11 protein-coding genes and 1 pseudogene are annotated in these 12,593 nt (G+C 48.9%); 6 read left to right on the forward strand and 6 right to left on the reverse strand.

The window, feature by feature from the left end; translation table 11 throughout:
• The first annotated feature begins 311 nt into the window (after window positions 1–311).
• The 6 genes and pseudogenes from KJS69_RS14910 (at window position 312) to KJS69_RS14935 (ending at window position 5,454) form a co-directional block, all read left to right on the forward strand.
• Window positions 312–2,123 carry a helix-turn-helix transcriptional regulator gene (locus KJS69_RS14910; protein WP_213584573.1) on the forward strand — a complete coding sequence of 604 codons (1,812 nt, stop codon included), beginning with the start codon at window positions 312–314 and terminating at the stop codon, window positions 2,121–2,123.
• 155 nt (window positions 2,124–2,278) lie between these two features.
• A complete protein-coding gene (locus tag KJS69_RS14915) occupies window positions 2,279–2,467 on the forward strand; it encodes a hypothetical protein (protein WP_213584574.1) in 189 nt (62 codons plus the stop codon).
• 34 nt (window positions 2,468–2,501) lie between these two features.
• Window positions 2,502–3,167: pseudogene (locus tag KJS69_RS14920) on the forward strand (ABC transporter ATP-binding protein); the annotation flags it as partial.
• Window positions 3,168–3,223: 56 nt separating this feature from the next.
• A complete protein-coding gene (locus tag KJS69_RS14925) occupies window positions 3,224–3,901 on the forward strand; it encodes an ABC transporter permease (RefSeq protein WP_213584576.1) in 678 nt (225 codons plus the stop codon).
• Between the two features lie 11 nt (window positions 3,902–3,912).
• On the forward strand, window positions 3,913–4,770 hold the full coding sequence (locus KJS69_RS14930) for a DUF4097 family beta strand repeat-containing protein (protein WP_213584577.1): 858 nt from the start codon (window positions 3,913–3,915) through the stop codon (window positions 4,768–4,770).
• 12 nt (window positions 4,771–4,782) lie between these two features.
• A complete protein-coding gene (locus KJS69_RS14935; RefSeq protein WP_213584578.1) occupies window positions 4,783–5,454 on the forward strand; it encodes an ABC transporter permease in 672 nt (223 codons plus the stop codon).
• Window positions 5,455–5,792: 338 nt separating this feature from the next.
• On the opposite strand, the gene KJS69_RS14940 is transcribed toward KJS69_RS14935, so the two are convergent.
• The 6 genes from KJS69_RS14940 to KJS69_RS14965 all read right to left on the reverse strand — a co-directional run bounded on the left by KJS69_RS14940 (window position 5,793) and on the right by KJS69_RS14965 (window position 12,557).
• The gene (locus KJS69_RS14940) at window positions 5,793–7,667 is read right to left on the reverse strand and encodes a leucine-rich repeat domain-containing protein (protein ID WP_213584579.1); all 1,875 of its coding nucleotides are present in this window, start codon (window positions 7,665–7,667) and stop codon (window positions 5,793–5,795) included.
• A gap of 322 nt (window positions 7,668–7,989) precedes the next feature.
• Window positions 7,990–9,732: a phosphoenolpyruvate--protein phosphotransferase gene (gene ptsP / locus KJS69_RS14945; RefSeq protein ID WP_213584580.1), complete on the reverse strand. Its 1,743-nt coding sequence runs from the start codon at window positions 9,730–9,732 to the stop codon at window positions 7,990–7,992.
• A complete protein-coding gene (locus KJS69_RS14950) occupies window positions 9,732–10,001 on the reverse strand; it encodes an HPr family phosphocarrier protein (RefSeq protein ID WP_213584581.1) in 270 nt (89 codons plus the stop codon). Before KJS69_RS14950 ends, ptsP begins: the two co-directional genes overlap by 1 nt.
• Before the next feature lie 63 nt (window positions 10,002–10,064).
• Window positions 10,065–10,799, reverse strand: coding sequence for an SIS domain-containing protein (locus KJS69_RS14955; RefSeq protein ID WP_213584582.1), 735 nt, complete (start codon window positions 10,797–10,799; stop codon window positions 10,065–10,067).
• A gap of 5 nt (window positions 10,800–10,804) precedes the next feature.
• Entirely contained in the window at window positions 10,805–11,551 is a 747-nt protein-coding gene (locus tag KJS69_RS14960) for a creatininase family protein (RefSeq protein WP_213584583.1), read from the reverse strand.
• A 13-nt stretch (window positions 11,552–11,564) separates the two neighbouring features.
• Complete coding sequence (locus tag KJS69_RS14965) at window positions 11,565–12,557, reverse strand: phosphotriesterase family protein (RefSeq protein ID WP_213584584.1); 993 nt, start codon at window positions 12,555–12,557, stop codon at window positions 11,565–11,567.
• Between the last annotated feature and the right edge of the window lie 36 nt (window positions 12,558–12,593).

Genomic DNA, 12,593 nt, shown 5'->3' on the forward strand with positions numbered 1-12,593 from the left:
CTTGATAATGAAGCGGATATTTGTTGCGATAGCATGATGATAGAGTCTCTTCTTGAGGTGTCTTGCATCCTCGGGGCGGAGCATGCCCTCCAGCGATGCGCGGTTAGTTTATGCGTAGATATAAAAAGTTAGAACGGGCACCATTATATCAAAGAAAGGGATGTTTTGACAATCCCTATTTTTAATCGGTGTTCTTCAATATTGCCTATTTGACTAGGGCAGAATTAGAGTCTAAACTTGCAATCGAGGCAGCAGGGATCGGTATAACCGAACTGCTAAGGTCCGTACCTATGAAATGGAGTGGTTTGCTTATGCCTGGACTTAATAGCCGCTGGCTGCGTCCTGATTGGTTAATCCTTACCTTTCGCACCCTTTGGTTTCTATTCGTTGTATTATATTTATCATTCTACCGAGCGGAACTGCAATTCATTTCATTATGGAGTGTGCTGGGATGCACGTTTATTTGTTATACTATCCCGCTTCTTCTGCTGCGGATTCATTATCGTTGGTATTTAGCGGCAGAGTTTGTTCTATGCGGCTTGCTTTCTTTGTACTTGACGTATAATTTTCACCAGATGACGTGGTTTTTTGCCGCAGCGTTTGTGATCGCTTTCTACAGCCGTGATAAATCGTATTTGTGGACCGGAGCACTGGCCGTTGTCGCAGTACCTATATTAGAATCCTGGGTCACAGGGAGCTCTCTGCAGGATATTATGAGCCGGGGAGTCAATTACGCCCTGATTTATATTCTGGGCTTTACCATTCAGAAGCTCATTTACTCCTTGCAAACGATCAAGGAGAAGCTGGGAATCATTCATGAGCAGTATCAGATTCTGGAGCAGTACTCCAATCAGGTTCAGCGGATTACGCTGCTGGAAGAGAGGAACCGGATGGCGCGGGAGCTTCATGACACTATCGGGCATACGTTTACTTCGATGATTCTGGGGATGGAGGCGATACGTCAATACATTCCCCAGGAGGAAGGCCAAACCAGGCTGAATAAGTTGCTTCAATTATCAAGACAAGGACTTGAGGATATACGAACTCATGTGCATGAAATGGACCCATTGGAGGAAAATGAGCCGCTGGAGCATTCTTTATTCACCATGGCAGAGGAATTTAAGGAAAATACCGGTGTAAAAGTAGCCTTTCGTACGATCGGCGAGCCTTATCCGGTCATGAAGCAAGCCAAATTAACGCTGTATCGCAGCTTGCAGGAATCATTAACTAATGCCATCAGACACGGTAATGCTACCTCTGTTCAAATTCATCTCCAATACGAACCCGGGCAGTTGACGCTGCAAATTCAGGATAACGGCAAAGGGGACGATGAGCTGCAATACGGGTTCGGGCTATCCAATACAAGGGAGCGTCTCGCCGCGCTGCAAGGAAAATTACAGATTTATTCCAAGGCGAACGAAGGGACATTGGTCATCTGCAGACTGCCTGTTGAAACGGACCCGACCGATCGGATAATTAAAATATTGGTCGTGGATGACCAGTCCTTGATTCGCGATAGTTTAAGCCTCCTGTTGGGCGAAGAACAAGATTTCGAAGTGGATGTGGCGGAGAGCGGGCGTCAAGCGATTGACAAATGCGGGCAAGAGGCCTTCGATATTGTCCTAATGGATGTGCATATGCCGGAAACCGATGGCATCGCTGCGACTAAAGCCATTAAAGAGCAATCGCCGGAGGTGAGAATTATTATGATCACTACATTCGGTGAGGTAGGGTATGCCGCTGAAGCTTTGCGCATCGGGGCGGAGGGCTATTTATTAAAGTCGGTCCATCCTAAAGAATTAAAGGCTACGATCCGCCTTGTAAACAGCGGAGGAACGATGATCTCGCAGGATATTGCCAACCGATTATTCACTAAGCCCGAGGAAGCCGAGCCGTTGAAGGAAGGAGATCCGGCCGCTCCTAATCCATACGGCTTGACGGAGAGGGAACAGGAGATTCTGCTCTGCATGACCAAAGGGCTGCGCTATAAAGCTATCGCGCTTCAATTGCATCTGTCCGAAGGAACGGTCAGAAATTATATCTCCTTCATTTATTCCAAATTACAAGTCGGCAACCGCGACGAGGCGGTCGCAAAAGCACTGCATGAAAAGCTGGTTCCATAGCCTGTATCTTAACATCATCTGATCATTCGGATGATGTTTTTTTCACTGTCATAACAGGTTGTGACACTTCGTCACTGGTCATTGTGACACGTTTTTCGCTAGCATAGTGGATGCGGTTGGAACTAATTCAGCAAGCTTGACAGGGAGGGAAAGCAATGAATAATAGTGCTGCTGTGTTTACTCAAATTTTTAAATGGCTGGCTATCCTTGGATTCGCTACGGTATTGGCTAACGGGTTATTATTTCTGACCAGTGCCAAACCCCAGTTTTTATATACAATAATAGGCGGCTTCGTTATGGGGGTTATTTTTGGGACGGGCTTCTTCATGCTGAGGAAAAAATAAGTAAACAGTTGAGGTTCAGGAAGCGGGAGGGGCTATGAACAAGGAAGCGGTTCTGCAGCTAAAAAACGTAACAAAAGCAATCAACGGGAAAGTGCTCGTCGATGATCTTTCGTTAACTATTTACGCGGGGGAAGTGTTTGGTTTCCTGGGACCGAATGGCGCCGGGAAGACGACGACGATTCGGATGATGGTCGGATTATCCTCCTTGACAGAAGGGGAGATACTTATTCATGGGCACTCCCTGCATAAATCCTATATTGAAGCGATGGAGCACATTGGAGCGATGGTGGAGAATCCGGATATGTACAAGTTTCTTACCGGCTATCAGAATCTTCTGCATTATGCCAGAATGCACAGAGGAGTTACCGAGGAACGAATCAGGGAAGTGATCCGGGTGGTCGGTTTGGAGAAACGGATAGATGACAAAGTAGAATTCTATTCCCTGGGCATGCGTCAGCGTCTAGGTCTGGCTCAGGCTCTTCTCCATTCTCCTTCTCTCATTATTTTGGACGAACCTGCGAACGGCCTGGATCCCGCCGGAATTCGCGACCTCCGCACCTATATTCGCAAGCTGGCTGAAGAACAGAACATAGCTGTATTTGTTTCTTCTCATTTATTGTCTGAGGTGGAATTAATGTGCGATCGGGTAGCAATTATTCAACATGGCCGGCTCGTCGAAGTTGTGGATGTGAAAGCCATCCCTTCTTCCCAATCGTTAGAGGATCGATTTATGGAACTAACGGGTGAGAATACCATATGATTATAATTCAACTGGTCAAAAATGAAAATATGAAGCTCTATCAACGAAAACCGGTCTGGGGAATGCTGGCGGCAGGCGGTATTCTCTCGGCTCTTATGGTCATTATGGAGAATATCATTGAAAACCGAGCCGTCTCCAGCTTCTGGGAAATCGTAGCCAAAACAACGCTTATCGGGTATCAGGTCACTTTAATCTTTGTCATAATAATTGCTGCGCAGTTGTTTGCCAATGAGTATCAGTGGGGGACGATCCGCCTGCTGCTGCTGCAGCCTGTTTCCCGTTCGAAAATATGGCTCTCTAAATTTATCGCCGCACTGCTGTATGCATGGTTAGGGATGGCGGCCGCATTTGTTGCGGGACTGATGGTGGCTTTCTGTATGCCAGGCTTTCAGGGAATGACGGCGGGGGAGACTGTTCTGAACGTGTTCCTTCCATTGGGGTGTAAGCTGCTTTCCTTTCCATTGTACATTGCGGTTGCCATTTGGCTGTTCGTCCTATCCAAAAGTACGATCATTTCTTTGTTTCTCTCACTTATTTTTATTTATGTGACGAATTTGTTCCTTCCGTTCATTGCTGGGCTTCATCCTTCAGCCTCTTTGCTGATGGGGACGGGGATGACCGTCTGGGTAATGGCGGCAGGTTGTTCGCAGTTCACTAAACAAGAAATCCTGTAAGGAGCGTTAATATGATCCGAAAATGGCTTGTCTGGCTCGGATTGCTCGGAGGTCTGCTGGCGATAGGCGGAATCTTGGCCATAAACAGCATTTGGGTTAAAACGATGGACGTCCGGCATACGGCATCCGCCCAGAGTCTTGATAAGATTAGCTTGAAGAGTACATTCCTCACCCTTCATCTTCACTCCAGTGACGATGATCAAATTTATGCACATCTTCGCGGAAGAACGACCAAGCTCAGTGAACCGGAGCTTCAACTGTCAACGGAAGGCAATCGATTGGTTGTGGAAGCGGTGGAGAAGAATCCCGGTATTTCAGCCCTGGGCCCCAGGAATACGCTGGCGCTTCATGTCTATTTGCCTGACAATCGTTTTTCGGAGATCACCATGGATAATGTCTTTGGTAAAATTATTCTTCATTCTCCCATGGAAGCCGACCGTCTGCAGATCAAGAATGCTCTGGGGAAAGTGTGGCTTTCGGGCTTTCAGGGCCATGAATTATTCGTACATACGGAGCTTGGACCGATAACGATAGATTCGCTTCATGCATCGGCTGCGGATATCCGCAGCAACGCTGGAGATATTGTGATAGGGCAGTGGGACGAAATGGACGGGAACAATATAGTCCAAACGACTAGGGGCAGCATTCAGGTTGGAGTTGGCATGCTCCCGGAATCATTGAACATAAGTCTAATATCCAATGGTTATGTGACAACGGATCTAGGCATCGGTCGATACGAAGGGACGCATGAGGATTGGAGAACATGGGGCATTCGTTCCATCCAGGGATATTACGGAGACGCCCGGCCGGATACTCCCCGGCTGCGGATAAAGAGCGATACGGGGAAAATTGTAGCAAATAAGCTGTAGGGAGAAGCAAGCATGAATTTATATCGTCTGATTCAGAACGAAAACATGAAGCTGTATGGTAGAAAAAACAGTCGCTTCTTGCTGGGCATCGTTTTCTGTGCGGTTTGGGTAATAGGTTGTATGTTTTATGGTCTGGGCATGATTTCTAGAAATTACTGGGATGCGGCGGGAAGCTTGCTTGGACATTCCACGCAGGTGTTCTATTTAATCCTGATCGTAATGACCTCGCAAATCGTCAGTGGAGAATTTTCGTGGGGAACGGCAAAGCTGCTTTTTATTCGCCCTATAAGCCGCTCTGGGATTTTATTGTCCAAATATATGACTTCGTTACTCTACGCATTAACCGTCATGGCCGTTTGGATAGCGGCAAGCCTGTCCGCCTCCGGGGTTCTGACCGGAGGTTCCGGGTTCAATGATCCGGCGGGAGTGAAGCATTGCCTCTATCTGATCCTAATAAAAGCGACAGGCGCTCTAATTTTCACCAGTATTTCGTTTGCCGCCGCTCTTTGGTCCCGAAGCTATACTATTCCTATTATTATTGGAATTGCGATGACGGGCACCGGAATAACCGACCTGCCGATTCTTCCTAATACAAGCTTCTTTGTATCGAATATGATCTGGTTTCTGTTGACTGCTCCTGTCTTTGTCTATGCGTGGATTCATTTCCATAAAAGCGATCTGTAAAAAGCAGAGTGAAGCCGAGTTGCCGGCATGATCAGGGTCAAACGAGTCAAAGCTAGTCTTCATCGGACAAGGTCAAGCCGCAGGAAGGACATTCTTTATCCGTCACTTTAACTCTCTTGCCGCAAGCTGGGCAAAGCTCAGTTCCAGTGGAAGTCGTCTCCGAAGCTTTTCCGCGGCCTGTGGACTTTAGTTTGTGATACAGGCTGCCGACCTCCATGCCGTCGATTTCCAACACTTGCAGCTCGGACTTTCTAACCTAGTAACTATTATGTGTACATCCAAGCCGTTTTGATGAATCAGCAAGCCTCAAGCGTTTTGTTTTGGATAGGCTCGCCACCTTAATAAATCAAGATTCCCCCATCAAGAATAGACTTGTTTTGCACTTGATTCCCCAAAATGAATAACTTCTTTAAATTTGGCAGGCTTACTAGAGGCTCCACATTAAAAATAGCATTATTTTCCAAATGGAGCACCTCAATTTGTTGCCAATGCTTCATGAAATCTAACGATTGAAGTGAACTGTCCTGCAGTGTAAATGAACGTAAGGCCGGCAAATTAGCAAAGTAAGGCGTCACCCTATCGATTTCATGCAACCAGTCACCATTACCTATTCGAAAAGAGGGTTGATCCAAAGTTAAATGCTCCAGCACGTTATTGGCAAAAGGATTCTGATCATTGAATTGGAACCGGCATTCATAACAATTTATCGTTTTTACATGCCGCAAATTGAATAATTCCGTCGTTTCATCGTAAAAAGCCGTCTCATTCAAATTTAATGTTTGCAGATTTGGCAGACGATTTAAAAAACTAATCCCTATAAAGTTTCCAGACTCCATCACTGTTAGTTGTTCCAGCTGCGGGTATTTCACTAATTCTGCCCCATCCAAATCATTAACCGATCCGCGTATGTAAACCGTTAAAGATTTTAAAGCGGGCGCCTCTAACTTTGGCAAGAAGGAGTCTGGCAATTCCGCTTGCTTTAAATTTGGCGCTGTGATTGGTGATGCAGTGCCGCTGTAACCCGTTATTGACAAGTCAGTCAGCGAAGTCAAACTGTTCACGACATCAATAGATTCCAATTTATAGAGAGAAGATAAACGCAGCTTCGTCAATGATGACTTATTTCTAAGGCGTTCTATATTTGCAATGTCAATGTATTCAAGATCAAGCGATTGCAAGTTCGGCATGCTTTGTATAAAATCAAGCGTTTTTAAATTTCTTACCGACGTAAGCTTCAACTCTTGTAATTGACTCAATGCATAAAACGCACTGAAATCTGTCGCTTCACTATTGTCAATTGCTAATGACTCCAAACCAGTTAATGAAGACAACCACTTGAAATCATTGACAAGTATTAAAGACAATGATTTTAATGGCAGTTGACTCAGTAGATGAAAATCCGTAACCGAATCATTGATATACGAAATTTCAAGGGATTGCAGATTCGGAAACTCTAATAACAAAGCCATTTCTTCATTACTTCGAATTTGTACGGAAAGGTCTGTAATTTTCGCATTATCGCTAAAATAACGGGCAATCGATCCAAAGGATTCGTTAAAGCCGCCCGTATAACTTTTTAAACCTTGCATATGTCGAAAACTAACATCCTGACTTCTTGAAATTTCGTATTCACCCATCAGATTCAACACAGTCAGTCCGCTAAATGCCTCAAAGTCTTTTTGTTCGATTCTTTGTGTATTTAATAGCTTATCCATAATCACATAGTTGGAAATTTCAGCTTGCCCATTCGTGAATGGATCATCAAAGCTGTAAGCCAAATGCCATTCATTATTATCTCGGTGAGCAGACAAATAACGGATACTTGCGATTTCTTTTTCTGTAGGCATCGCTTCGCCTTTATTAAAAATATCTTTTAAAAAGAACAGGAGGACTTCGCTTTCTGGCATGGTTCGAACGGTCAATTTTACACTGCTTCCGACTTCTGATTGATTGCTGCTTAATATAAAATATCCAAGGAATGAACAAATAAGAACAAGCGGCAAAATTAGAAGCGGCCTTAAATTTGTATTCGGACGTGCAGTTGTATTGGCAGGAGCCGTCCCATAATAATTATTAATCGTTTGATCAACAAAATAGACATTATTCTCCTTCAACAATAATTCGGTTTCACAATAAGGACATTTGAATGTTTTCCCTTCTTTGTATTCAATTTTCCCTTGACAATTCGGACAATTCAATTTAATAAATTCCACCGGCCACCCCACCTAATATCTTTCAACCAAATTCAACTAAAGCAAATTCCATCACCAAACCGAGCTTCTTATCCAGAGGACAAACAGGCTTATTTTATTAGTTGCCTGAATATAAATCAACTTTATCCCGCAATAGTTGCGCTCCACAACTATTTTTACGTTAAGTAGGAGTAATTCGTTTCAAGTATTAAAAAAAGCCCCCAATCTTCTGTAGTCGGACAGAAAACTGGAGGCAGAGGTTTTTTTCAACCGTTGCCAAGGTTCACTTTAGATGGATTGCCATGACGGGGTAAATAAGCCGGGCTTGCCGTTTAGCCGGAAGCTAAGCATCTCGCAGGTTGTCCATATAGTGGAGCAGCTCCCGGCGTACTTCTGCGGTTGTACCGAGCTGTAACAAGCGATCGGTCAAAGCGCGGCAATCGTGACTGTCGAGCCGAGAGAGCGCCTCCTTAACCTTGACGATGGAGCCGGCATCCATGCTCCATTCGTCGAGACCGAGCCCGACGAGCAGCGGGGCGGCCAGCGGGTCACCAGCCATACCGCCGCACATTCCTGCCCATTTGCCCTCGCGATGAGCGGCGTCTATGACCCGCTTAATCAGCTGCAAGACAGCAGGGTGGAAGTAGTCGTACAGGTAGGCCACCTTCTCGTTCATCCGGTCTACCGCCAGCGTATACTGGACGAGATCGTTCGTCCCGATGCTGAAGAAGTCGACCTCTTTGGCGAACGAGCCGGCCAGCAGAGCGGCAGAAGGGATCTCGACCATGATCCCGAGCTCGACGGAGTCGGAGACAGGCTTTCCTTCCTGTATCAGCTCGCTGCGCGCTTCATTGCATATTGCTTTGGCCTGCCGCCATTCCTCCAGGCTGGAAATCATCGGAAACATGATTTTGACATCGCCATAATGGCTGGCGCGCAATATCGCCCTCAGCTGGGTGCGCAGCAGCTCTTGGCGGTCAAGGCCGATGCGGATCGCGCGGTAGCCGAGAAAAGGATTCGCTTCCTTCGGCAGAGCCAGATAAGGAAGCTCCTTGTCTCCGCCGATGTCCAGCGTCCGGATGACGACCGGCTGGCCGTTCATCTGCTCCGCCACCGCGCGATAGGCCGCGAATTGCGTCTCCTCGTCCGGCATCTGTCCCGAGTTCATGTACAGGAACTCGGTCCGGTACAAGCCGACGCCCTCGGCCTTCAGCTCGGCAGCGGCAGCAGCCTCCTGAACGGTGCCGATGTTCGCCGCCATCTCTACGCGGACCCCGTCCTTCGTCTCCGCCGGACGGGAGCGGAACCGCTCCAGCTCGTCCAGCTCGCTCTGTTGACGGCGCTGGCGGATCTGGTACGCCTCGATCGTCTCTGGCTGCGGCTGCCGGATGCAGAGGCCTTCGCTGCCGTCGACGATCAGCAGCTCGCCGTCGACGATAGCGTCGACCGCATCGCCTGCTCCGACAACGGCGGCTATGCCAAGCGAACGCGACAGAATGGACGTGTGAGAAGTTTTCCCGCCCATTCGGGTAACCAGCGCTTGCACATATCGTTTGTCGAGCTGCACCGTATCCGACGGCGCCAGATCGTCGGCGACGACGATCACTTCCTCGCGCAAGCTCGCCAGACTTCTCTGCTCCTCACCCTGCAGGTGCATGAGCAGCCGCTTGCCGAGATCGCGAATGTCCGCCGCGCGTTCCCGCATATATTCGTTGTCCAGCTTCTCGAACCGCCCGGCAAAATGCTCCGTCATCGTTTGGACGGCATGCTCGGCGCTGTGCAGCTCCTCCTGGACACGCTTCTCAATAGGCGGGTAGAAGGCGGGGTCGGACAGCATCCGCGCTTGGCCGACGAGGATGCCGGCCTGCTTCTCGCCCAGCGTCCGCTTCGCTTGCTCCGCCAGCTCGTTCAGCTCCGTCTCGCTGCGTTCTTTGGCCTGCCTCAGCCGGGCCAGCTCCGCTTCCATTTCCTCGGCAGTGACGGTTTCGCGAACAGGCGTCCGCGGCGACTGCTCCCGCAGCACAAAAGCTTTAGCTATGCGGATCCCTTCCGAGACGCCGATTCCTCGAATCGATTGTTCCGCCATCAGTCTTCACCGAACTTGCTTTCGATCAGCTCCGCCAGGCGGTCTATCGCTTCCTGTTGGTCCGGTCCATCGGCCTCGATCGTAATCTCGGCGCCTTTGGCCAGGCCCAAGGTCATCAGCTCCAGCATGCTTTTGGCGTCGGCTTCGTCACCGTTGGCATTTTTAATTTTGATCGTCGCTTCGAACTCCGAAGCCTTGTCCACGAAAATTTGAGCAGGGCGGACATGAAACCCCTGTTCGTTCTGTATGGTCAATTGTCTGGCCATCATTATTATCGTCCTCCTATCGGTGAAAACGTATCTGTTTAGAAAGTCGGTGAATCCGGATGCAGATCAGGAAAGAAGGGGGATTCTTTCCCGGTAACGTTCGATCAAGCCGTTGTTGTGAGCATCTGCGCCATCGATATTCCCGCTCAAAAATACGGGAGGCTCGAAGCCCCGTTCTATCATCTTGACAATGGCCTGTGCGAGAATTCCATTCAGAATAGCCGCTCCAATAACGGTCGAGGTCGGGGTAAAAGGAATCGGCAGGCCCGGATGGGTCAGCACCGCATCGCCTTTAACCGCATAATTGTTAATAGCCAGATCGACAGAATTGTATAAATGATTGCCGCTCGTATGACGGGACGGCTGGCTTTGCGAATATTCCAGCGAAGTGATGCCTATCGTATACGCGCCTTTGTCTTTGGCGATGCGGGCGACGTCAACGGGAACCGGGTTGCGTCCCGACGTGGATAGGACGAACATGACCTCGCCGGGGCGAATGTCCTGATCGTTCATGAAGCTCTCGGCCAACCCGTTCTGCCGTTCCAGCTCCGACGATTGAACGGCTCCTTCGTGAAGCATCAGCTTCTCTACGAAGATAGGACGGATCGGAACGAGACCTCCGGCCCGGTAGAACACTTCCTCTGTCAATATGTGCGAATGTCCGCAGCCGAACAGATGGATGATTCCGCCTTGCATGATGGCTTCCGCCGTCTTCCCGGCGGCCAGATCGATGGACTCCGCTTCCCGGCTTTCAACAGTATTCAGCATTTCATGGATATGTTTGAAATAAGTATGAAGCATGGGGATCACTGCTCCTTCCTGGCTATTAACCTTTGTTTGGCTTGTTCAATCATAGACGTCATAGCATGCAAAGTGGCCTCAATGATCTGCTCTCCTTTGTCTTTCGTTGCGAGCGTAGCATCCCCGAGTACGGCTGTTGATGTAAACTCTTCCCAAGGGGTTGGAGTGCAGTCGGCCTCTAGATCGATGCTGGGAATGTCCGAAATGGCCTTCGTCATATCGACATATTCCTCCGCTAAATACAGCATATAGGAGGTTTCCAGCTCGCAGGCATGGAAATAGGAAGCATGCGAGGACGGAGTTTCCCGCACCTTCTCGATCGCTTCCTTGGAGCCCGGATAGAAGAAGTAATACACCTTCAATTCGGGATAATCCCGGTATAGCAAGCGGGCCGTCTCCTTCAGCGCCACCGCATTGCCAAGATGCCCGTTCAGCATTACGAAGAGGGAGAAGCCCTGGCGGGCCAGGCTTTCCCCAATATCATACAGCATTTGAATCAAGGCCTCGTTAGAGACGTTAATGCTGCCGGGGAAGTTTTGCAGGCTCCATACCTGCCCGTAAGGAAGAGTCGGCAGAACAAAGCTGTCCGTCCGTTCCGCGAGGCGGCGGGCCAGCCGCTCGGCCAGCAAATTATCCGTCCCGAGGGGGAGATGGGGGCCGTGCGCCTCCACCGCTCCGATCGGCAGGATTGCGCATGACTTCTGCTTGATTTTGGCAGCGACGTCGAATGCATTCTCGTCTTGAAATATCATTTTCCCGCCTCCTTTACAGCTTGAAAGCAAAGCATTTGGCCGGATTGGTGACAAAAAATTTCTCCACCAGCTTATGGCCGTCAAAGCCGGAGCGATTAGCTTCGTCGATAAAGCGCGGGACCCATTTAGCGATAATATATTCCAGCCCGAGGCCGTGATCATAATGCTTGTAATACGTTTTACGGGCCGTGTCTCCGCTGACTAGAATTTGATCCTCGTAGCCTTTGCGAACGAGCTCCAGAATAAGATGAATCCGTGTGCTTTCCGGCGCGTATTTGATTTTGCCGATCCCGTCAAAGGATAGATAAGCGCCCGTGCTGGCGATCTGCTCATGGTAATACGGGTCTGGATTGCGATCCATATGCCCCAGACTGAGAAAGCTTAGATCGATCTTTTCGCTGCGCAGCAGCTCAATTTGCTCGAGCCCCATCGTCCCGACCTCGGTATGAGAATGTACGGGGGCCTTCGTTTCGTGGTGAGCACGGGCGACAGCGCGCAGTGTCTTTTCTTCCAGAGGAGTAATACGGTTGTAGCCGGTGCCGAATTTAACCTGTCCGGCCTTGAAAGGTGTTCCTTCCAGACCTTCCTCCACCTCGCGGATGACGAAATCCGTCAGCTCGTTAATGCTTTTCGCCTCAATCCATTCATAGTAAGTATTATAATCGCCGATGATCGGCTTAAGCTCGTCCTTCACTCTGGCGTCCCAGAGGAAGCTTTTATTGAAACCGGCAGTGCCGATAATCCGGACGCCGGTTTCCTGCATTATTTGGTGTACTGCCGGGACATCACGGCCATAATCGATGGCCGTGGCATCTACGATGGTCTGTCCGCCGTTATTTTTGAAATCCAGAACGTCCAGCTTTGATTTCTCCGGATCGTCCAGCAGCAAGTCATCCTCGCCTCGTTCCGCCCAATAAGCCGGGCGGCAGACGATATGCTCGTGGGAATAAGTAAAGCCAAGCTGTTCTGGTGGAATGTCTGCATCAAGCGTTCGGATAAAGCTCATGTTGGTGTGCCTCCTAACCCATTGGTGAATAGTACG

Origin of the sequence: Paenibacillus sp. J2TS4 (assembly GCF_018403245.1) — a bacterium.
In the GTDB taxonomy this organism is placed as follows: Bacteria; Bacillota; Bacilli; order Paenibacillales; family NBRC-103111; genus Paenibacillus_L.

Bases quoted from the DNA above. Each gene is read 5' to 3' on its own strand.
- KJS69_RS14960 (WP_213584583.1), bottom strand. From the start codon at position 11,551: ATGATATTTCAAGACGAGAATGCATTCGACGTCGCTGCCAAAATCAAG.
- ptsP (WP_213584580.1), bottom strand. From the start codon at position 9,732: ATGGCGGAACAATCGATTCGAGGAATCGGCGTCTCGGAAGGGATCCGC.
- KJS69_RS14950 (WP_213584581.1), bottom strand. From the start codon at position 10,001: ATGATGGCCAGACAATTGACCATACAGAACGAACAGGGGTTTCATGTC.
- KJS69_RS14935 (WP_213584578.1), top strand. From the start codon at position 4,783: ATGAATTTATATCGTCTGATTCAGAACGAAAACATGAAGCTGTATGGT.
- KJS69_RS14965 (WP_213584584.1), bottom strand. From the start codon at position 12,557: ATGAGCTTTATCCGAACGCTTGATGCAGACATTCCACCAGAACAGCTT.
- KJS69_RS14910 (WP_213584573.1), top strand. From the start codon at position 312: ATGCCTGGACTTAATAGCCGCTGGCTGCGTCCTGATTGGTTAATCCTT.
- KJS69_RS14955 (WP_213584582.1), bottom strand. From the start codon at position 10,799: ATGCTTCATACTTATTTCAAACATATCCATGAAATGCTGAATACTGTT.
- KJS69_RS14925 (WP_213584576.1), top strand. From the start codon at position 3,224: ATGATTATAATTCAACTGGTCAAAAATGAAAATATGAAGCTCTATCAA.
- KJS69_RS14915 (WP_213584574.1), top strand. From the start codon at position 2,279: ATGAATAATAGTGCTGCTGTGTTTACTCAAATTTTTAAATGGCTGGCT.
- KJS69_RS14930 (WP_213584577.1), top strand. From the start codon at position 3,913: ATGATCCGAAAATGGCTTGTCTGGCTCGGATTGCTCGGAGGTCTGCTG.